Raw genomic sequence first — 21,952 nt, 5'->3', positions numbered from 1 at the left:
TCAGCGCTTATTGGTTGCTGAGCTTTTCCATAAGGTTTTAAGAGTTATTATTAGTTGTTTGTAGGTATTCCTATTTGAGTACCAATAACACTATCATCTGGTTGTGTAATAACAGGGCAGTTGATAATAGCTCCTGTAGCTGTTAATAAATCTGATAAAGAGTTAGCTAATGGGCTTGGATTAGCATTTCCTCTAAATGGGATCAAAGTTCCATCTGCCAATAGATCATTAATTTGATCAAAACTCTGTAAGATTGGACGTTCAGATTCTGGAACGGTAAATTCTGTTACATGGGCATCCCACATCGGAGCATATCTTGTATCACTAGGATCTATAGGAAATGTATTGGTTGGATCTTGTACTTGTCTGTTACTTAAAGAAGCTGTATTTAATCCTTGTACTCCAAGTCCATCAGTATCTGTTGTTCTTCCGTTAGCTGTTGGGCTAAAAGGTAGCATAGATCCTCCTGGGAATAGTCCAAATGTTGGTAGATTTGCTAATCTCGGAGCAAATACTCCTAACTCGATAGTTGCAGGTCCTGGATCCGAAGTATCAGTAACGATATGGAAGTAGTATGGTCTATTAGCGTGCCATCCATCAAGTAATTGCATAACCACTGAAGCTTGATCAGGTGCAAAATTAGGATTGTTTAAATCATCTTCTTGCTCTTGCTCATTTCCAAGAGGGTTTGGTACTCTGTCATGAAGACCTGTGCTGTTGGCTACTGGCTGTGCGTTAATTACTACTCCACTAGGTAAAACAACATACGAAGACCATTTACCATCTGCAATTGCTCCTGGGTTTGCTTCTGCCGGTGGGAATCCGAATAATAATCCGTCTGCCGGTCCAGTAACTAAAGATCTTTTTGGAGAAAAATCTACAGATCCTTCAAAAACAAGTCGCCCTGTTCTTGTAAAATATCCTTTTTGTTCTCCTCCGGATCCTATAGATGCTGCCATTCTTGGAGCAAAAATCACACCTAGTTTTTTTGCCATCAGTCTGTCAGATACTTCTGTTATTACGTAGTACAGCTCTCTCTTTTGTCCATTTGGTAAAGTTTCCCAACCTTTAAACATAGGGAGTCTAACTGTGGGTCCTGCGGGAACTACATCTCTATCAATTCTAAAATCAATTCCCAAAACACTTGGTACAAAAACATTTTGAGCGTCTGTGAATCGTAAAGCAGGATTAAAAAAGTTATAAGGAATTCCACCATCTTTACGGATACTTGCTAGTAATATTTTAGCTTCTTTTAAAGCTCTAAATGATTGTAATAAGCCTTTTGATTGAGCTTCTTCTTCTAATGCATCTTCTGCAATTTCATCAGTGATCGTTTGATTCGTTTCAACTTCTAAAAGATTGTCATCATTGTTACAAGCCATAAATAATGAGGCGGCGAAAATACTTAAAAGTAAGGTTTTAAAATTTTTCATTTTTTGTGTTTTTAATAGTTATATTCTGAAAAAATCATTGAGAAAACAATTGGCCAATCGTTTAAAGTAATTAGGGTTTTAAGATCTTACATATTTTGAGACGGTATAAATATTTAATCTTACATCAAAGGAAATTTTGAATTTTAAAAAATGGTGTTGGTTTTATAGATTTCGGGAAGTGAAACCCTTTGAATTAAAGGGTTTTATATGAAAAAAAGGCTACATGTGTAAAACGTAGAAAAAACATTGTTTTTAGGAAATAATTAACTAGATCATCCTAGTTTTTAAGAATCCTTAACAACTCATAAATGTTAGCTATCTAACACATTATGAGATTTTTATTGGCTTTTTTATAGGTGGTATTTTCCCTTCTTCTTAAAAGTGTGGGGTTGAAAATTTCAGAATTAAAAATAGCTTTCTAGTTTAATTTATAATACACAGAATCGCTCTCCAATGCAGTTAACAGTTCTGGAGAGATGTTTACCTTTTGTTTTCTACTTGGCATATGTAACTTTAGTTTTTCTGCCATTTCGAAAATCACAAAATTTAACGTGTGATTTCCAGCATGTTCAGTGAGCAATTCTTTTAGCTTATCAATCCTAGTATCAGAAAGTTCATTAATGTCTAGTTGAATTGTCAACTTTCTGGCATAGGTTTCCATTACGTCGTGTAGTAGTTGAAAACTATTAAATTGTATTCTAGGATCTCCCTTTTTTCCGGTATCGCGATTAACCCAACCTTCTTTTATAAAAGCTTTTGCATACACGAAGGTGCTTTGTACTAAGAAAGGTCTATGTTTTAAGTAATCTTCGCCAAAAATTCTAAACTCATGAGCGGTGTTATAGTCTTCTATGGTAAACGTTGCCCATCCTTTTCCATTTTTTGATGTTCGATGCTCCACACCTGTGATTACTCCACCAAATGAGATTTCGCGGTTGAGATTGTTTTCTAGATCGGCAAAATTCAAAAGTGTTCCGTTGCAGAAATATTTCATTTCGTATTTAAAATCATCGAGTGGATGACCAGATAAATAAATACCAACAACTTCTTTTTCTCTGGCTAGTTTTTCCATAGTGCCCCATTCTTCACAAGGAGGGACAACTGGTTCTGGAATTTGAACATCACTAGATTCTCCAAATAGACTTACCTGAGATGAGTTTTCGTTTTCTTGATATTTAGATCCATATTTCATGGCTTTTTCCAAGAAAGTGATTCCATCTCCATCTTGGTGAAAATATTGACCTCTATGCGTTTCTGTAAAAGAATCGAATCCGCCAGCAAGAGCCAAACTTTCAAAAGCTTTTTTATTAGCAGCGCGTAGGTCAATACGTTTTGCCATATCAAAAATAGATCTGTATGGTCCATCTTCTTTTCTGTTTTCTACAATAGTAGCCACTGCCCCAGTACCGACACCCTTGATAGCTCCCATACCAAATCGAACCGCACCATCTTTGTTTACAGAGAATTTTCTGTAAGACTCATTCACATCGGGACCTAATACCTCCAATTTCATTCGCTTACATTCTTCCATAAAGAAAGTAACCTGCTTGATGTCGTTCATGTTATTGGATAGTACAGCTGCCATATATTCTGCCGGATAATGAGCCTTTAGATAAGCGGTCTGATAAGCAATCCAAGCATAACAAGTAGAGTGAGATTTATTAAAAGCGTAAGCTGCAAATGCTTCCCAGTCTTTCCAGATTTTTTCTAGTTTATCTTCGGCATGTCCTTTGGCAGCAGCCTGCTCAATGAACTTGGGTTTCATTTTGTCTAGTACTGCTTTTTGTTTTTTACCCATTGCTTTACGGAGTACATCTGCTTCACCTTTTGTAAAATCAGCTAGTTTTTGAGAAAGTAGCATCACTTGCTCCTGGTATACTGTGATTCCGTAGGTTTCTTTTAGGTATTCTTCACAAGCTTCTAAGTCATATATGATCTCTTCAGTACCATGTTTTCTGTTAATAAAACTTGGGATATATTCTAAAGGTCCTGGTCGATACAAAGCATTCATCGCAATTAGATCGGCAAAAACTGTAGGTTTTAGTTCCTTCATATATTTTTGCATTCCAGGAGATTCATATTGGAATACACCAACCGTTTCTCCTCTTTGGAATAATGCATATGTTTCTTCGTCGTCAAGCGGGAAATTCTCAGGATCTAATTCCACACCATGTTTTGCTTTTACAATTTTTACGGTATCCTTAATTAGGGTTAATGTTTTTAATCCTAAGAAATCCATTTTTAGGAGACCTGCACTTTCTACTACAGAGTTATCAAATTGTGTACAGTACATGTCAGAATCTTTGGCAAGCGCAACCGGAACAAACTTGGTGATATCATCGGGGGTGATGATCACTCCACAAGCATGAATACCTGTATTTCTAACTGAACCTTCTAAAACTCTAGCTTGGTTTAAGGTTTCGGCTTCTAGATCACTACCTTCTGCTATGTTTAGTAGTTCGTTTACTTTTTCTAATTCATCACTTCTGAATTTCTTTTTTAGTACCGCTTCATCTACGCCAAATATTTTTCCAAGCTTAGACATGTTTGGGATTAGTTTTGCAATTCTATCTGCATCACCGAGAGGTAAATCAAGTACACGGGCAGTATCTCTAATAGAAGATTTTGCTGCCATAGTACCATACGTAATAATTTGAGCTACTTGATTGGCTCCATATTTTTCAATCACATAATCCATTACACGCCCTCGTCCTTCATCATCAAAATCAATATCGATATCGGGCATACTTACACGGTCCGGATTTAGGAATCTCTCAAAAAGTAAATCGTACTTTATCGGGTCTAAATTGGTAATCCATAAACAGTAGGCTACTGCAGATCCTGCCGCAGATCCACGTCCAGGACCTACAGAAACACCCATATCTCTTGCTGCTCTTATAAAATCTTCCACAATAAGAAAGTATCCTGGGTATCCCGTATTTTCAATAACTTTTAATTCGAAATCAAGACGCTCATCAATCTCCGGAGTAATTTCTCCATATCTAATCTTTGCTCCTTTGTAGGTGATATGTCTTAAATATGCATTTTCTCCTCTTTTTCCTCCGTCTAACTTGTCTTCTTCGGATTGGAATTCTTCAGGGATGTCAAATGCAGGTAATAATACGTCTCTTGCTAGTACAAAGGGTTCTATCTTATCCACGATCTCCTGAATATTCATGATGGCTTCAGGGAGATCCTTGAATAAATTTTTCATTTCTTCAGAAGACTTAAAATAATATTCCTGATTTGGTAATCCATATCGATATCCTCTTCCTCTTCCAATTGGTGTCGCTTGTTTTTCTCCGTCTTTTACACATAGTAAAATGTCATGAGCATTGGCATCCTTCTTTTCGCAATAATAAGTATTGTTTGTAGCTACTGTTTTGATGTTGTGCTTTTTGGAAAAGTTGATCAAAACCTGATTTACTCGATTTTCATCCTCCTGATTATGGCGCATGATCTCGATATATAGGTCATCGCCAAACTCCTCGTGCCACCATAGTAAAGCTTCTTCAGCTTGCTTTTCTCCTATGTTTAATACTTTACTAGGAACCTCTCCATACAGGTTTCCGGTAAGTACAATGATATCTTCTTTGTATTGTTTAATGATTTCTTTGTCAATTCTAGGGAGGTAATAGAAACCGTCAACAAATCCAATAGAAGACATTTTGGCTAGATTATGATATCCATTTTTGTTTTTAGCCAACAAGACTATTTGATATCCATTATCCTTTCTGGATTTGTCTTTATGATTTTCGCAAACAAAAAACTCACATCCAACAATTGGTTTGATTTCAACTCCTGTTGGTTCTTCTCCATTTTCGATAGCTTCCGTATTTGCTGCTTTTACACCTTTATTGTGATTAGTAACTGCTTGTACAAAATGAAAAGCTCCCATCATATTTGCATGATCCGTCATGGCTACAGCTGTCATCTTGTGTTTGGCAGTTTCTTTTACCAGATCAGGAATACTGGTTGTAGATTGTAGGACAGAAAATTGCGTATGGTTATGTAAATGAACAAAATTTACAGCATCTAAAGCTGCAATATTGTCCTTGATTTCTTCTTGAGAAATATCAGAACTTCCTTGCTGGTCCAGTGCTTCTTGGATTTTTTGAGAAGCTCTTTTTAGATTAATATGTTGTAAACCTATTAATTCTATTGGTTCTGGATTAACACGCTTGAAGTTTTCAAAGTAATCTGAAGGCGCATCTAGTTCTTCTTTGGTAAAAATTTGCTTTCTGATTAATTCTAGAAAACATCGAGTGGTAGCTTCTACATCGGCTGTTGCGTTATGGGCTTCACCAAATGCAGTTCCGAATAAAAACTCGTGTAACTCCGTAAGTGTAGGTAATTTGAATTTTCCTCCACGACCTCCAGGAATTTGACATAAACTTGCAGTAGTTTCTGTACAAGTGTCGAGTACAGGTAACTCTTGCAATTGATTGCTAACACCAAGTCTATAGAACTCAGCTCCCATAATATTAACATCAAAGCCTACATTTTGACCGACAACAAACTTCGTTTTTGATAAAGCAATATTGAATTTTTCCAGAACTTCTGCTAGGCTAATACCATCCTGCTCGGCAAGGGCAGTTGAAATTCCATGAACTTTCTCTGCATCATAAGGAATATTAAACCCTTCTGGTTTTACTAAGTAATCTTGATGTTCGATACAATTACCCATTTCATCGTGTAATTGCCAAGCGATCTGAATACATCTTGGCCAATTATCAGTATCACTGATGGGAGCATCCCAACGCTTAGGTAAACCTGTTGTTTCGGTATCAAAAATTAAATACATAAAAATATGTTTCGAGAAAGTTTTGTCTTATGGTCAAAGTGATCATCAAAAATAATTAAAATGATGTGTTCGGTGATTGAAAAGTTATCCAGAATTATTAACCACTTAAGATTTCCTTTATGAGGAATAAATGAAAAGATTGTTTTAAGAAATAATGTAATATGCTAAAAATTAAAAAGCGTTCACTAAAATAAATTAATGAACGCTTTTTCGCTATAGTTGAGTTTTGATTAATATCCGTATTCAAATTGTCCTTCTGTGACAGCAACACCTGTTGTGGTTACAAACTCAAAAGTTCCACTAATACATTGTGTTTCGGTATCATGAGATGTTATGGTAAGTCTACCAGAAACAGCAGATGCTTTATCATTGTATAAACTATAAGTTGCACTATAATCTCCTGATCCTGTTAAAGAGTGCTGTCCAACCTCTACACTTATTGGGAAAACGATTGTGATTTCCTCCTCTTCATTACTTGCTTTAATTAATATCGAAGGATTGTTAACTCCAAAAGGGATTGCATCATGATCATCAGTGATCATCTCGTTTCCGTTAATCATGGCTGTTAATGAAGCGTTTAACAAACAGGGATTAATATCTGGTTGTTCTTCATCTTCCTCAGAAGTGATAACAATCTCCTCCTCTTCTTCTTCTTCTTCAGGTTCTGGTACGAAGTTTTCTAAAGGCAATCTATAAAACCACCCATTCTGAAAACTCATGGATTTTCCATTACTTCCTTTTAGGTCTTTGAAAAAGAAATTACCGGAAACGGTATTATCATGAATCTCGGTAATAACGATTTGTCCATTACTAGTTCCTTCTTCAGAAATAAACTTAGCTTCGTGGTTTTCGAAACTTGCAGCATTAATAGCTTGCTGTTCTATTCTATAAGTACCTGCTTCTGTTGATGAAGTGGTAAAACTTATTGATTGTGATCCAGTATTTCCTAATATAACCAAAGTACCATCATCATGAATTAAAGCTCTTTTTATGTCTGGTCTAAACAATTTTCCGTCTATAGTGGCCTGCAATCCTGGTGTGTTGATTTCAATATCTGTGGTACAGGAATTAAAAATAAGGCATGTAAATGCCAATAGAAGAGTAATTTTTTTAATCATATGCTTGGGGCTTTAAAAAAAATCTAGAGATAGATAACCAACTATCCTTAAATAATTTAATACAAACATATCACGAAATTCTGAAGAAAACAATTTTTTTTAAAACAAAATCACACTTTTTGACGATTAATTGCATTTTAAATTCGACGAAATACACAAAAATTAATTTTTTATATAAATTAAGTAAGTATTTACGTTTTTTAAAAAGCAGGTAAATCACACTAAAAAGAGTGATAAAACATGCTAATTTTATGACGGTTCCAAATTATTTAATGAAAGAAGGGGAAGTTTGATGCTAATTTGCTAAAAATGATTACATTTGCGCACTTAATTATAAACAGGGTCGAGTACCCAAAAATTAATTTTTATGCCTGTTAAAATTAGATTACAGAGACATGGTAAAAAAGGGAAACCTTTTTACTGGATCGTAGCAGCAGATGCTAGAGCAAAGAGAGATGGTAGATTTTTAGAAAAAATCGGTACGTACAATCCAAACACTAACCCAGCAACTATAGACTTAAATGTAGATGGAGCTGTAAAATGGTTACAAAATGGAGCACAGCCAACTGATACTGCTAGAGCTATCCTTTCTTATAAAGGAGCGATGCTAAAAAATCACCTTGCAGGAGGTGTTAAAAAAGGAGCTTTAACTGAAGAGCAAGCAGAAGAGAAATTTAACGCTTGGGTTCAAGAAAAAGAAGGATCCGTAAATGCTAAGAAAGATTCTTTAGCAAAAGCAGATGCTGATGCAAAGGCAAAAGCACTTGCTGCAGAAAAAGAAGTAAATGCTAAGCGTGAAGCTGAAGCTGCAGAAGCTGAAGCTGCCGCTAAAGCGGAAGAAGTAGCTGCAGAAGCTGCTGAAGCAGAAGTAACTGAAGAAGCTAGCAACGAGGAAGAGTAGTTGCATTATTGACGATGAAGAAAGAAGATTGCTTCTATCTAGGCAAAATCGTAAGTAAATTTAGTTTTAAAGGGGAGGTATTGATAAAACTTGATACCGATGAACCTGAAAGTTATCTAAAAATGGAATCAGTTTTTGTGAACTATAACAAAAATTTGGTTCCATTTTTTATAGAAAAAAGTAAACTTCATAAAAGTGATTTGCTTAGAGTAAAGTTTGAAGATATAGACTCCGAAGAGGATGCTGATGATCTAATGAAGGCAGAAATATATTTGCCACTTGATTTGTTACCCAAGCTAGAAGGGAATAAATTTTATTTTCACGAAGTTATAGGTTTTGATATTGTAGATCGCGCTTTCGGAAAAGTAGGAACTATTACTCATATCAATGATAGTACTGCACAAGCACTTTTCGAAATAGACAGAGACGGTGTAGAAATTTTAATACCTATGAATGACGAATTCATTGATAAGGTGGATAGAGAACAGCGTACTGTTTTTGTAAATACTCCAGAAGGATTGATCGATCTTTATTTATAAAATAATGTCTAAACCATTTCATTTTAAACAATTTATGGTTCACCAGGATCGATGTGCCATGAAGATTGGTACTGATGGAGTGCTTTTAGGATCTTGGGTTCCGATTTCAGAAACTGTAAATACTATACTAGATATAGGTACTGGAACAGGAGTCATTGCTCTAATAATGGCACAGCGTTCTCATGCAGGAACTATCGATGCACTAGAAATAGATGAGCTTGCTTATGAACAAGCAGTAGAAAATTTTGAAGCTTCTGACTGGGGAGATCGGCTATTTTGTTATCATGCTTCTTTTCAGGAATTCTTTCAGGAAATTGATGATGAGTATGATCTTCTCATTAGTAACCCACCTTTTTATAAAGATACCTATAAAACAGAAGATTCTAGTAGGGATTTAGCCAGATTTGAAGATGCATTGCCATTTGAACATTTATTTATAGGAGCAACTCATTTGCTTTCCGAGAATGGTAGGTTTGGAGTAATTTTACCTTATAAAGAAGAGGAAGTAGTAATTGAAATTGCCCATAAAGTAGGCTTGTATCCTCAAAAAATTACAAGAGTAAAGGGAAACCCATCTTCAGAAATTAAAAGAACTCTTTTGTTATTTGGTTTTGAAGAGATGGAAGTAAAATTGGATGAGCTTATTATAGAGAATGAAAGGCACCAATATACTCCAGAATATGTAGACCTTACTCGAGATTTTTATTTAAAAATGTAAAAAAGGAGAGTCTAGTAGACTCCCCTTTCTCCAAATTCAATCACTCTACGTAGTTCAACTTATATTTCTATAAGTGTAAACAATCTTAAAGATTTTTAATGCTATTAGTTTTTACCGATCCAGTTTCCTTCTGCATCACATAATACTTCTACAGTTTCTCCGTCTTCTTTCGTAAGTTCTAGCTTAAACTCTGAAGCGTCTTCCTTAGCAGCAGCTTTATTGATGGTCGCACCTTTAAAATCTTTCGCAACAGCATCTAAAACAGGTTGCGGTAAATTTTCAACAGCTAATTCAATATATTTTTCTTGAGCAGTAATTTCTATAGCTTCATCTGAAGAAGTCACTTGAGCAGTGATATTACTAGTTCCGAATAAAAGTCCTAAAGCTACTACTGGTAATACAAATAAATTTTTCATTTTAATTTCAGGTTTTAATTATTTTTTATTTCGATACTTAAATAAGAGGAAGAATTATGCCAGAGGATTGATAATGCTTTAATGTTGATTAAATAGCTGTAATACAGTGTTTTAAAACAAATGCTAATAATGTTAATAGTATCTAAAATGTGTAGAAATCAGATTGAGAATGCGGAAATTAACCACAAATTTATGTTCAAAATAGATATGCAAAACGTATGATAAATGCTTCTCACAATTTGTTTTGTTTGAAGTAAGTTTGATCATAACAGGATTAGAAGGATGATTGGGGAAAATCAAAAACAGCTTTATTAAAAGGGTTATTAACAGATTTGACATTTTTTAATGCAAAAAGGAATAATCTGAGATCTTTCTTGATTATTTTTTAATTAATCTCACTATTTTTGAATATATCATAAAAAAATAATCCATTTACGCTATGAAACCTGATCTTTTTGAAGCACCAGATTACTATAATTTAGACGAACTTTTGACTGATGAGCATAAGTTAGTACGCGATGCTGCGCGCAGTTGGGTAAAACGAGATGTGTCTCCAATCATAGAAGAATATGCACAACGTGCTGAATTTCCTAACCAAATTATTAAGGGATTAGCAGAAATTGGAGCTTTTGGTCCATATATACCTGAACAATATGGAGGAGCGGGATTAGACCAGATAAGCTATGGGTTAATCATGCAAGAGATCGAACGAGGCGATTCAGGTGTTCGTTCTACAGCTTCAGTGCAATCATCATTGGTGATGTATCCTATTTGGAAATACGGAACTGAAGAACAGCGAAATAAATATCTTCCTAAGCTAGCATCTGGAGAATTTATGGGATGTTTTGGTCTTACCGAGCCAGATCATGGATCTAATCCAGGTGGTATGACTACCAATTTCAAAGATAAAGGAGATCATTATTTATTAAATGGAGCAAAATTATGGATATCCAATGCACCTTTTGCGGATATTGCTGTGGTTTGGGCAAAAAATGAAGAAGGAAGAATCCACGGTTTAGTGGTAGAAAGAGGTATGGAAGGTTTTTCTACACCAGAGACACATAACAAATGGTCCTTACGAGCATCTGCAACAGGTGAATTAATATTTGATAATGTAAAGGTTCCTAAAGAGAATTTATTACCTGGAAAAAGTGGTTTAGGAGCACCGTTAAGTTGTTTGGATTCTGCTCGTTTTGGTATAGCTTGGGGAGCAATAGGAGCAGCAATGGATTGTTATGACACAGCACTTCGTTATTCTAAAGAAAGAATTCAGTTCGATAAGCCCATAGGTGGAACTCAGTTACAACAAAAAAAGTTAGCTGAAATGATTACCGAAATCACGAAAGCGCAATTGTTAGCTTGGAGATTAGGGGTGCTAAGAGAAGAAGGTAAAGCGACGACTGCTCAGATATCTATGGCAAAACGTAATAATGTGGAAATGGCAATAAATATTGCGAGAGAGGCAAGACAAATTCTGGGAGGAATGGGTATCACAGGAGAGTATAGTATTATGAGACATATGATGAATTTGGAAAGTGTAATCACTTATGAAGGTACTCATGATATTCATTTATTAATTACAGGGATGGATATTACAGGTATTCCAGCTTTTAAGTAAAAATCAAAATAAATTTTCGTAATAATTACGCCTTAGTTTTCCTAAGGCGTTTTTTTATGAGATAGTTTTTATGACACTCTAAACTTAAAAATATTTATTTACGCAGGAATATACTTTTATAATTGGTTCAGTTTTTAATTAGGTTTTTAGCATCAGTAAATATGCTGATTGTCTTTTCAATATCTTCTTTTGTAGTCATCCATGAGCAGATACTAATACGTATTACATCTTTTCCTTTCCAACGGGATCCACCGCACCAGCATTGTGAAGAATTTTGAACTGTATGTAAAACCAATTTTGTTTGCTGATCATTTTCACAGGCTATTAATACTTGGTTAAATACAACTTCATTCAGAATGATAAAACCATTTGCAGATAATCCTTCTGCTAGCTGTTTTGCTCTGTTATGAAATGTTGTAATCATAGTATCCATGCCTTCTTTTCCAAGATATTTCATGGTAGCCCATAATTCTATAGCTCTGGACCGTTTTGATAATTCAGGTGTATATAAAAGTGGATCTCTTTGATCGCTATAGGTAATGTATTCTCCAGAGGCTTGTAATGCAGATATTAACGCTTCAGAATCTTTACACATTATAATTCCAGGGTCATACGGAGTATTTAAAGTTTTATGACCATCTACAGCCCAAGATGATGCTTTTTCGATTCCTTTCGTAAGATAAGAAAGAGATTTTGAGGCTGCCGCCCATAGTCCAAATGCTCCGTCGATATGTGCCCAAGCACCAGCTTTATTGGCTTGATCACATATAGTGTGAAAATCATCAAAACTACCAGTGTTTACGTTGCCAGCTTGTAAAATCAAAAGAGAATGATTGTCTAACTCAGGAAGTTTATCGATTAATAATCTTCCTTGATCATCTGATGGTATCCAGCTGATATTTTCGTTACCAAAGCCAAGCATAGCAAGGGTTTTCTTTATACTAGCATGTACTTGTTCATGGGCGAAAATTTTAATTTCCGGAGCACCATTTATTCCTTTTATGTTGATATCCCATCCTAGATTTTTAAGTAATCTAAAACGTGCAGCTGCTAATCCAGAAAGGTTCGCCATCGATGTTCCGCTAACAAAACCGGCAACCGTTTCATTTGGTAAATTAAAAATAGTTTTAAGCCATTGTTCACAAATTTGTTCTAACTTGGAGTTTATAGGAGATGTAAGAAATAATCCTCCACATTGATCCCAAACATCTGACAACCATTTTACTCCCAATGCTATGGGAACTGCGCCTCCATTTACAAAACCAAAATATCGTCCTCCTAGTTGTGCAATTGTAGCTTTAGAACCAACATCGTGTAATAGATGCATAATTTCCTCAGTAGAACCTGATTTTTCACTAAGAGGTTCATTGAACACGTTTAATTGTTTAATATTTTCGGGAGATGGAAATACATCCATCTTTTCAATTCCATCTATATAGTCATAAGCAAAGGAACGAGCTTTATCGAATAGCTTTTTCTCCGATAATTCTGTTCGCATTTGTTGTAAAATATCCATACTTTAATGTGATAAATTATTGTTTAGAGAAGGCTAATTTGATTCCAAGTAGTATAAAGGTAGTTCCTGTGAATTTATCTAACCACGTTTTTATTTTATAGTTTTTACGTATTCGATCAGATAGTTTGGCTGCAAAAAAGGCAAGAAAAAGACACCATATTGTTCCTGTAGTAACAAAGGTTAAACCTAAAATCATAAATGGAATATGGTTTTCTACCGCTTCAGGACTAATAAACTGAGGCAAGAAAGCAAGAAAAAATAAAGCTACTTTAGGATTCAAAATATTGGTTAATATGCCTGAAACATAAATTTTAGAGTAGCTTATGTGATTTTCAATATTTCCATTGACTTCAAAATTTTGTTCCGTTCTAGATCGTAATAATTGAACACCCAAGTAAACGAGATAGATAGCTCCAGCATATTTTATGAGCTGAAAAGCTAGGGCAGACTTCGCTAATAGTACTGATAAGCCTAAAGCGGCCGCCAAGCAATGGATCAAAGCTCCAGTTGTTATTCCTAAGGCAGATAAAATACCCGATTTTTTTCCTTGTGATATGCTTCTTCCAAGGATGTACATAGTATCTGCGCCTGGTGTTAAGTTTAAAAGAATTCCTGCAAGTATAAAAGCTTCAAAGTTGATAATTCCGAACATGTATTATGGTTTTATGAAAATGATGTAAAGTAATAGTACTTTATTCTTACAGTGTAAATTTAGTTTTATCTTAGCAAGATGATATGTTGATTCGTGGGGTATAACGCGCAATTTCCTTCGAAAACGGTTTTTTAATATACAAAAACACTGGATTGTGGTGAAAGACGAATTAGATCGTAAGATCTTATGTTATTTAAAAGAAAATTCTAGAGCTTCGTATGCACAAATAGGTAGGGAGATTGGGTTGTCGGCATCAGCAGTTGGTGAACGAATTCAGCGTTTGGAAGAAACGGAAGTTATTAAAGGATATAAGACATTAATAGATCCAAAAAAAATGGGACTTTCTGTGTCGGCTTATATTCTGATGAGTTTAGAAAGTAAAAATTTTCATTCTTTTGTGGAGATCATGAAAGATTATCCTGAAATCGAGCATTGTAGCAGGGTTACTGGAGAGAATTGTTTGATTATGAAAATAAATGTAAAAGATAGTGGTCATTTGCAGAAATTTATCGATCGCTTGGCAAAACATGGAAATCCATCTACACAAGTAATTCTTTCGGATCTTATCACAAATTAAATAGTATATAGTAGTTGTAGCTTGACATTTTCAAGTAGTGTAATTTTAAAATAAAACAAATGAAAATATTTGGGCATCGTGGAGCAGCTGGATTGGTTGCGGAAAACACATTAGAGTCTATTGAAGAAGCCTTAAGTCATAAGGTCGATGGAATTGAAATAGATGTTCATAGATGCAAGTCTGGTGAGCTTATTGTAATTCATGATGAAACGGTACAAAGAACAACTAACGGTAAGGGAAAAGTATCTGACTTTACACTGCAGGAATTACATAAATACTCAACGATCGAAGGATACAAAATTCCTACGTTAAATCAAGTATTAGATTTGGTCAATACAACATGTGATATAAACATAGAATTAAAAGGAATAGGAACAGCGATGCCTGTTATAGAGCTGTTAGAAGATTATATTAAAAACACTAAATGGAAGTGTAACAACTTTGTGCTATCTAGTTTTGATCATTCTCAACTATTTCAGATAAAAAAATCAAGTTCCGAATTTAATTTAGGAGTGTTAACAGAGAAAAATATATCTTCAATTTTATCAGTAGCCGAAAGTTTAGAAGCCTATTCTGTTCATCCGCCTATTGCCTCATTAACGAAAGAAGAGATGAAGCTAGCAAAAGATAAGGGCTATAAAGTGTATGTCTGGACGGTAAATGATCCTGAAGATATTAAATCGTCAAAAAAGCTAAAAGTGGATACTATCATAACTGATTTTCCTAATTTTGCTTAATGCAATATGATCTCCTAATTATTGGTGGCGGAGCCGCCGGTTTTTTTACTGCAATTAACGTAGCAGAAAATGATCCAAATCTTACGATAGCAATTTTAGAAAGAGGAAAAGAAGTGCTTTCTAAAGTTAGAATATCTGGAGGAGGAAGATGTAATGTTACACATGCGGAGTTTGTTCCAGATCCTTTAAGTAAAAACTATCCAAGAGGCGAAAAAGAGCTATTAGGTCCTTTTCATACTTTTATGACAGGTGATACTATGGAATGGTTCGATAAACGTGGTGTTGAATTAAAAATAGAAGATGATGGTCGTATTTTTCCAATTTCTGACTCATCAGAAACTATTATAAATTGTTTTTTGTCTGAGGCCAGAAAGTTAGGAATAGAAATTCTTAAAAATCATGTAGTAAAAGATTTTTACTGTGAAGATGAGGTTTGGAAAATAAGTACAAATCAAGGTGATTTTGAAAGTGAAAAAATGATGATAGCTACAGGAAGTAATTCCAAAATTTGGGCAAAACTTAAATCTATTGGAATTGAAACGGTAAATGCAGTACCTTCTTTATTTACATTTAATATAAAGGACAAAAGGATTAAAGACTTGCCGGGTATTTCAACAAATGCTTCTGTAAAGGTCAAAGACTCTAAATTATTCAGTGAAGGTCCTCTTTTGATTACACATTGGGGGATGAGTGGTCCTGCAATTCTAAAACTTTCAGCATGGGGAGCCAGGGAGTTGAACAATTTTAATTATAATTTTGAGATCATTGTCAATTGGTTACAGGATTATTCATTAGAAGAAACCCTTCATATGTTAAAGGCTTTAAAAAACGAGCACCCCAAGCAACAAGTTTCTAAATATGCTCAATTCAATTTACCTAAGAGACTATGGCAAAGTTTGGTGTTAGCCTCGGGTATTGGTGATGCAACCAAGTGGGCAGATGTAAATAAAGGACAACTAACAAGACTTTCTGAAGAATTGATCAAAGGAGTTTACAAAGTAGTAGGTAAAAGTACATTTAAGGATGAATTCGTAACAGCAGGAGGTATTGATTTAAGAGAGCTTAATTTTAAAACTTTTGAAAGCAAGAAATACAAGAACTTATATTTTGCTGGCGAAGTTCTAAATATAGATGCGATAACAGGAGGATTTAATTTTCAGAATGCCTGGACCGGAGCTTATATAGCGGCTAAGGCAATTACATCGAAAGAATAAAAGAACAACACATGAAAACTTATGTCGCTTTATTGAGAGGGATTAATGTTGGAGGTCATAACAAGATTAAAATGGTTGATCTTAAAGTGGCACTTCTTTCTGCCGGTTTTGAATCGGTAACTACCTATATACAAAGTGGTAATATTGTTTTTAAAGCTGGATCTGAAGACATTAAAGAATTACAAGAAAAAATAAAGAAAGTAATCCAAAAGAACTTTGGTTTAGAGATATCGGTAGTAGTGCTCACACAAGAAACTTTACAGAAGGTTTTAGCAAAAAATCCTTTCGAAGAGAGGTTTAGTAAAGATGAAACCGAACTCAAAAAATTATATTTCATGATCTTTTGTAATGCTCCGAATGAAAATGCCATCATAGAACTTAATAAGCTTTCGGTAGTTCCTGAAGAATTTATAATCACACCTGACGTCATCTATTTATATGCCGCAAATGGTTATGGAAAAACAAAACTTCACAATAATTTTTTTGAAAAGAAATTAGGAAATAAATCTACCGCTAGAAACCTGAAAACGTTAAGTAAGTTGTTGGAAATTTGCTCCTTAGTTAGTTGATTTGTAGATAAACGCCCAAGAGATTTGTGTAAAATTTCGTATCTTAAAGAGGTTAAACTATTACCTTATATACTATGAAAAAAATTATACTACTACTTATTATTTTTATTTGTCAAAGTTCGTTTACAGCCAGAGCAGGAGATGATGAACCTATCAAAAAGCTATTACTGGACTATATAGCTAAAATGAATAATTTAGAAAAAGGAGCTAAGAAAAATAGCGTCTTACTTCTATTTGATGAAAAATATAGCGGCAATACGGTCTACGTAAATTTATCAGGAGCTTTGGTGCGAAAAGAGTACGATAAAAAACATATTTCCTCCCAGTTAGATGATATTATAAATGATGACAATTATAGTTTCAAACTTAAGTTAGAGAATATTGTTTTTCAAAGCCAGAAAGAAAATGCCGGAATTATATCGGCAGTAGTTAATTTCGAATCTTTTATAGATAAAAAATTAGCCGAAAAAGGCACTATGTTAATGGATATGGTTGCTGTTAAAGTAAATGAAAGATGGAAGATTGTGCAGAATAATATGGTGAGAGTGTCTGAAGCAAAAGATATTGGTGAATGTGTTTGCTATATGTACGGAAACGGAGATACAAAATTTGTTACCGAAGTATATTTTCCTGCAGGATTAGGATATGATCAGAAATTAGAGTCTTTTCAGATAACGAAGAAAGATGGAGTAAGAGTTATTAAAACGCATAGCGAAGAATTTGCATGGAAAGGAAATGGAGGCGTTTATTATAATGGAAAATCTATTGGAAAAACGAAAGAACCCAAAAAAGCGATACAAGCAGCAGTGAAAAAACTGTATAAAGATTCTTGTGTCAATGTCATATTTAACTAATACATCAAAGAAGTTTTATAATAAATCCTACTCTGCAATATGGAGTAGGATTTATTATAAAACTTATCATGTGTTTTTAATCTCTTAAAAAGCCTTTCCAAGATATTTCTATAGCCTGATTGATATGTTTGTCAAGTAGTTTTACCTTCTCATTTTCATGAATTTTTACTAGTGATACTACATTCCCAAAAAATAATTCCTCCATCACTAGAGTGTTGTAAGACTTAAATACTTTTTGTCGAATACCAGTTTTAAAGTAATTTTCAATGTCTCCATAATATTGTCTCGCTTTATCTTTTAAAGATTGCGGGATCTCTGGAGATCTTGCTATTTGTTCAGAAAATATAAAAGCAAGAGGGTTATTAACGAAATAGTGGAATAAGTTGAGCCACATGATCGAAAATTGTTTTTTAATGTCATCTTCCGGAACATTTCTCATAACTACTGTTCCGAAATCCTGTGTAAGCATTAAATATAGCTCAGTGATAATCTCCTCTTTATTTTTAAAATGATGATATACTGTTCCATTAGCAACACCTGATTCTTTAATGATTTGTGAGAGAGAAGTTGCCCGTATTCCTTGTTTTGTGATTAATTCTAAAGTTGTCTGTAAGACGATCGACTTTTTGTTCATAAAAAAAATTATTCCTTCATTCTTGGTTTAGTTAAGTTGCCATATACTAAAATTTAATGCAGTCGCAAAAGCAACCCAAATCAAGTATGGGATAAGTAGGTAAGCGGCCGTTGAGTTTACAACTTTAAACCATTTGATGGTAAACAAAAGTAGGATAAAAAGGGCAATTATATCCACAAGTGCAATCAATGGATTGCGCATTCCAAAGAAAAAAATGGACCACGCAGCATTGAGTAAAAGTTGAAACCCAAAATGATATAACGCAGTTTTTACCCATTTATGATAAAAACCTCTACTCCAAACAATACCTGCAGCAATTCCCATTAAAATGTACAAAACTGTCCATACAGGAGCAAAAAGCCAATTTGGAGGAGTAAAAGATGGTTTTTGCAATCCTACATACCAGGTGCTAATCGATGTTTGAGTAGCAATGCTGCTTAAAAATCCAATTAAAAGACACAATAAGACAGCAACGCCTATACGTAGTAATTTTTTCTTCATTTAGAATTAGTTAGTTAATCACTAAAATAATAATTTATTTTTACTAGCTTACTCTTAAAACAGCTTATCCACGTATCTTTGCCAAAATTATTTTTTAGATTATGGCCGATTATAGTCAGTTTATTGCAAAAAAAAGTGTAAATATCCCTAATAAAGGATCTTTTTCCTGCACCTCACCAAGTAACATTGCACTAGTAAAATATTGGGGGAAACGACCAATACAATTGCCAGAAAATCCTTCCATTAGTTTTACTCTGGATGTTTGTAAAACCGAAACGACGTTGCAATATGAAAAGTTGGAAAATCCAGCAGAAGATTTTCAATTCGAGTTACTTTTTGAAGGAAAACCAAAGCCTGACTTTAAGCCAAAAATTCAAAGTTTTTTTCAAAGAATAGAAGCTTATGTACCTTTTTTAAAAGACTTTAAGTTTGTAATAGAAACTAAAAATACTTTTCCGCACAGTAGTGGAATTGCTTCATCTGCAAGTGGAATGAGTGCATTAGCGTATTGTATAATGCATTTAGAAAGATCGATGGATGCTTCAATAACAGATATGGAGTTTCTTAAGAAAGCTTCTTTTCTTTCACGATTAGGGTCAGGAAGTGCTAGTAGAAGTATAGAAGGTCCTATAACCGTTTGGGGTAATCATAACGAAATTGAAGGAAGTAGTGATGCTTACGCAGTGAAGTTCCCACATACTATTCATGAAAATTTTAATAATTATCAGGATACTATATTGCTCGTGGATAAGGGAGAAAAACAAGTAAGTAGTTCTGTAGGTCATGATTTAATGCATGGTCATCCTTTTTCGGAACAGCGATTTCTTCAGGCAAATACCAATATCACGGAACTTAAAGATGTACTTATTTCTGGTGATTTGGATAGGTTTATTGAGATTGTAGAAAGTGAAGCGCTAACGTTGCATGCTATGATGATGACTTCTCTTCCGTATTTTATTTTAATGAAGCCTAATACGTTATCCGTAATACATAAAATATGGAAGTATAGAAAAGATACAGGTTCTAAGATTTGTTTCACACTAGATGCGGGAGCAAATGTACATGTGTTATATCCAAACTCAGAAAAAAATGAAGTAATGGATTTCATTAAGAGTGAGTTAGTTGTGTATTGTGAGAAAGGGCAGTATATTTGCGATAAAATAGGATTAGGTGCCAAATTGTTGTAACTTTATCCTAAATAATTAGACAAATTAGTAAAAAGGAAAATAAACTGATGAAAGGACCATTATTTTACTCGAAAATACTTTTGTTTGGCGAATATGGAATCATTAAAGATTCTAAAGGTCTTTCTATACCTTATAATTTCTATAAAGGAGCTCTAAAAGTTTCCGATAATCCTAGTGACGAAGCTGTAAAATCTAATAAAAGTCTACAGGAGTTCACAAATTATCTTGAAGAAGTGCAAGGTAAAGGTGTAGTCAGTTTCAACTTAGAAAAGTTGAAGGAAGATGTTGGAGCAGGAATGTATTTCGATAGTAGTATTCCACAAGGATACGGAGTGGGTAGTAGTGGGGCTTTAGTTGCTGCGATTTATGATAAGTATGCAGAGGATAAAATTACAGTTTTAGAAAACCTTACAAGAGATAAATTACTTAAGCTTAAAGAAATTTTTGGTTTGATGGAGTCCTTTTTCCATGGAAGTAGTTCCGGTTTAGATCCATTAAATAGTTATCTGAGTCTTCCAATTCTAATTAATTCTAAAGATAATATTGAACCTGCGGGGATTCCTTCCCAAAGTGTAGATCATAAAAAAGGAGCTGTATTTTTATTAGATAGTGGTATCGTAGGAGAAACAGCACCTATGGTTAGTATTTTTATGGAGAATATGAAGCAAGAAGGTTTTAGAAAAATGCTCAAAAATCAGTTTGTAAAGCATACTGATGCCTGTGTAGATGATTTCCTGAAAGGAGATATAAAATCTTTGTTCTCTAACATTAAGCAATTATCAAACGTAGTATTTGATAATTTTAAGCCGATGATTCCTCAACAATTCCATGAATTGTGGAAAAAAGGTATAGAAACAAATGACTATTATCTTAAATTATGTGGTTCTGGAGGTGGCGGCTATATCTTGGGATTTACACAAGATTTAGATAAAGCACAATCTGCACTAAAAGATTATAAATTAGAAGTCGTATACAACTTCTAAAAGCATCCCATTACGATGTTTTCTAGAAAAAATAAGCTCATTCTTCTTAAGTTATTGAGCCTGTTTTCTATTGTTAGAGGTTACAATATTCTTATTATTGTTTTTGCTCAATATCTTACGTCCATATTCATTTTAGCACCAGATATTCCTTTAAGAGAGGTGCTTTTTGATCCCAATTTATTTGTTATTGTACTAGCGTCTGCAGGTGTGATTGCAGCAGGATATATTATTAATAATTTCTATGATCGAGAAAAAGACCTGATCAATAGACCACAGAAAACTATGTTAGATCGTTTGGTAAGTCAGCAAACTAAACTAACAGGATACTTTGTGCTCAATTTTCTTTCAGTAATTCTAGCTAGCTATGTTTCTTTTAAAGCTGTGTTGTTTTTTTCTTTATATGTATTCGGAATCTGGTTTTATTCACATAAACTCAAGAGAAAACCTTTTTTAGGTAATTTCGTAGCTTCCATATTATCCATTACCCCTTTTTTTGCTGTTTTTATTTATTACAAAAACTTCGATGAAGTAATTTTTGTACACGCTACTTTTTTGTTTTTAATGTTGGTGATGAGAGAAATGGTAAAAGATCTCGGAAACCTTAGAGGTGATATGGCTCAGAATTATAAGACTATTCCGATTATTTATGGAGAATCTAGTTCAAAGAAAATAATTAGTCTTCTTGTACTGGCTTCTTGTGTTCCAATCTATTTGTTACTAACCTCTTATGAAATTGGTTTAATGAATTTTTATTTTTATGCTTGTTTGGGATTGCTATTGTCGTTTTTGATTGCTCTATGGAAATCGAATAAAAAAACACATTACGTTTGGCTACATAATATTCTGAAGTTTATTATTGTTGCTGGAGTGTTTAGTATCATTCTGATTGATGTAAATATGATTTTAGACCGACTACTTTGGTAGTAATAAAATAAAAGCAGCTATATGGAATTATATAGCTGCTTTACTTTTAGGTAAGGA

Annotated in this window: 20 protein-coding genes; 12 read left to right on the top strand and 8 right to left on the bottom strand. The window is 34.1% G+C overall.

All coding sequences use genetic code 11. The features are described 5' to 3' along the window. Window positions 1-50 precede the first annotated feature (50 nt). The 3 genes from ABD077_RS00875 to ABD077_RS00865 all read right to left on the bottom strand — a co-directional run bounded on the left by ABD077_RS00875 (window position 51) and on the right by ABD077_RS00865 (window position 7,355). Entirely contained in the window at window positions 51-1,433 is a 1,383-nt protein-coding gene (locus ABD077_RS00875; RefSeq protein ID WP_299605524.1) for a hypothetical protein, read from the bottom strand. Between the two features lie 418 nt (window positions 1,434-1,851). Beyond that, on the bottom strand, window positions 1,852-6,237 hold the full coding sequence (gene dnaE, locus ABD077_RS00870) for a DNA polymerase III subunit alpha (RefSeq protein WP_343909570.1): 4,386 nt from the start codon (window positions 6,235-6,237) through the stop codon (window positions 1,852-1,854). A gap of 230 nt (window positions 6,238-6,467) precedes the next feature. Next, on the bottom strand, window positions 6,468-7,355 hold the full coding sequence (locus ABD077_RS00865; RefSeq protein WP_343909568.1) for a DUF6252 domain-containing protein: 888 nt from the start codon (window positions 7,353-7,355) through the stop codon (window positions 6,468-6,470). A gap of 367 nt (window positions 7,356-7,722) precedes the next feature. Between ABD077_RS00865 and ABD077_RS00860 the strand changes: the two genes are divergently transcribed. Genes ABD077_RS00860 through ABD077_RS00850 form a run of 3 tightly spaced genes read left to right on the top strand, consistent with a single transcriptional unit; the run spans window position 7,723 to window position 9,513 of the window. Further along, window positions 7,723-8,256, top strand: a complete 534-nt coding sequence (locus ABD077_RS00860) for a 30S ribosomal protein S16 (RefSeq protein ID WP_343909566.1) — start codon at window positions 7,723-7,725, stop codon at window positions 8,254-8,256. A gap of 14 nt (window positions 8,257-8,270) precedes the next feature. Next, complete coding sequence (gene rimM, locus ABD077_RS00855) at window positions 8,271-8,795, top strand: ribosome maturation factor RimM (protein ID WP_343909564.1); 525 nt, start codon at window positions 8,271-8,273, stop codon at window positions 8,793-8,795. 4 nt (window positions 8,796-8,799) lie between these two features. Beyond that, window positions 8,800-9,513 carry a tRNA1(Val) (adenine(37)-N6)-methyltransferase gene (locus ABD077_RS00850; protein ID WP_343909562.1) on the top strand — a complete coding sequence of 238 codons (714 nt, stop codon included), beginning with the start codon at window positions 8,800-8,802 and terminating at the stop codon, window positions 9,511-9,513. Window positions 9,514-9,617: 104 nt separating this feature from the next. Here ABD077_RS00850 and ABD077_RS00845 read toward each other — a convergent pair whose 3' ends face one another. Continuing rightward, a complete protein-coding gene (locus ABD077_RS00845) occupies window positions 9,618-9,929 on the bottom strand; it encodes a hypothetical protein (protein WP_299605540.1) in 312 nt (103 codons plus the stop codon). Window positions 9,930-10,368: 439 nt separating this feature from the next. On the opposite strand from ABD077_RS00845, the gene ABD077_RS00840 reads away from it, so the two are divergent. Continuing rightward, on the top strand, window positions 10,369-11,547 hold the full coding sequence (locus ABD077_RS00840; protein WP_299605543.1) for an acyl-CoA dehydrogenase family protein: 1,179 nt from the start codon (window positions 10,369-10,371) through the stop codon (window positions 11,545-11,547). 127 nt (window positions 11,548-11,674) lie between these two features. Here ABD077_RS00840 and ABD077_RS00835 read toward each other — a convergent pair whose 3' ends face one another. Then, window positions 11,675-13,063, bottom strand: coding sequence for a pyridoxal phosphate-dependent decarboxylase family protein (locus ABD077_RS00835; RefSeq protein WP_343909558.1), 1,389 nt, complete (start codon window positions 13,061-13,063; stop codon window positions 11,675-11,677). A gap of 16 nt (window positions 13,064-13,079) precedes the next feature. Further along, window positions 13,080-13,715 carry a LysE family translocator gene (locus ABD077_RS00830; protein WP_343909556.1) on the bottom strand — a complete coding sequence of 212 codons (636 nt, stop codon included), beginning with the start codon at window positions 13,713-13,715 and terminating at the stop codon, window positions 13,080-13,082. A 154-nt stretch (window positions 13,716-13,869) separates the two neighbouring features. Between ABD077_RS00830 and ABD077_RS00825 the strand changes: the two genes are divergently transcribed. The 5 genes from ABD077_RS00825 (at window position 13,870) to ABD077_RS00805 (ending at window position 17,666) form a co-directional block, all read left to right on the top strand. Then, window positions 13,870-14,292 (top strand): Lrp/AsnC family transcriptional regulator, encoded by a 423-nt coding sequence (locus ABD077_RS00825; RefSeq protein WP_343909554.1) that lies wholly within the window; start codon window positions 13,870-13,872, stop codon window positions 14,290-14,292. 59 nt (window positions 14,293-14,351) lie between these two features. Beyond that, on the top strand, window positions 14,352-15,029 hold the full coding sequence (locus ABD077_RS00820; protein ID WP_343909552.1) for a glycerophosphodiester phosphodiesterase: 678 nt from the start codon (window positions 14,352-14,354) through the stop codon (window positions 15,027-15,029). Beyond that, window positions 15,029-16,243 carry a BaiN/RdsA family NAD(P)/FAD-dependent oxidoreductase gene (locus tag ABD077_RS00815; RefSeq protein WP_343909550.1) on the top strand — a complete coding sequence of 405 codons (1,215 nt, stop codon included), beginning with the start codon at window positions 15,029-15,031 and terminating at the stop codon, window positions 16,241-16,243. The genes ABD077_RS00820 and ABD077_RS00815 overlap by 1 nt, the downstream gene beginning before the upstream one ends. 11 nt (window positions 16,244-16,254) lie before the next feature. After that, window positions 16,255-16,812: a DUF1697 domain-containing protein gene (locus ABD077_RS00810; RefSeq protein WP_343909548.1), complete on the top strand. Its 558-nt coding sequence runs from the start codon at window positions 16,255-16,257 to the stop codon at window positions 16,810-16,812. Between the two features lie 74 nt (window positions 16,813-16,886). Beyond that, window positions 16,887-17,666: a hypothetical protein gene (locus tag ABD077_RS00805; RefSeq protein WP_343909546.1), complete on the top strand. Its 780-nt coding sequence runs from the start codon at window positions 16,887-16,889 to the stop codon at window positions 17,664-17,666. 76 nt (window positions 17,667-17,742) lie between these two features. On the opposite strand, the gene ABD077_RS00800 is transcribed toward ABD077_RS00805, so the two are convergent. Then, entirely contained in the window at window positions 17,743-18,300 is a 558-nt protein-coding gene (locus ABD077_RS00800; protein WP_299605567.1) for a TetR/AcrR family transcriptional regulator, read from the bottom strand. A 27-nt stretch (window positions 18,301-18,327) separates the two neighbouring features. Continuing rightward, window positions 18,328-18,801, bottom strand: a complete 474-nt coding sequence (locus tag ABD077_RS00795) for a TspO/MBR family protein (RefSeq protein WP_299605570.1) — start codon at window positions 18,799-18,801, stop codon at window positions 18,328-18,330. A gap of 101 nt (window positions 18,802-18,902) precedes the next feature. Here ABD077_RS00795 and ABD077_RS00790 point away from each other — a divergent pair, with 101 nt between their 5' ends. The 3 genes from ABD077_RS00790 to ABD077_RS00780 are packed head-to-tail and all read left to right on the top strand — an operon-like array spanning window position 18,903 to window position 21,895. Further along, complete coding sequence (locus ABD077_RS00790; RefSeq protein WP_343909544.1) at window positions 18,903-19,988, top strand: diphosphomevalonate decarboxylase; 1,086 nt, start codon at window positions 18,903-18,905, stop codon at window positions 19,986-19,988. A 47-nt stretch (window positions 19,989-20,035) separates the two neighbouring features. Further along, on the top strand, window positions 20,036-20,971 hold the full coding sequence (locus tag ABD077_RS00785; RefSeq protein ID WP_343909542.1) for a mevalonate kinase family protein: 936 nt from the start codon (window positions 20,036-20,038) through the stop codon (window positions 20,969-20,971). A gap of 15 nt (window positions 20,972-20,986) precedes the next feature. Continuing rightward, window positions 20,987-21,895, top strand: a complete 909-nt coding sequence (locus tag ABD077_RS00780; protein WP_343909540.1) for a geranylgeranylglycerol-phosphate geranylgeranyltransferase — start codon at window positions 20,987-20,989, stop codon at window positions 21,893-21,895. Window positions 21,896-21,952 lie beyond the last annotated feature (57 nt).

The organism is Aquimarina litoralis (assembly GCF_039523995.1).
GTDB lineage: Bacteria > Bacteroidota > Bacteroidia > Flavobacteriales > Flavobacteriaceae > Aquimarina > Aquimarina litoralis.
Note: the sequence above shows the minus strand (reverse complement) of the source record. Positions and strands in the feature narration are given on the sequence as shown.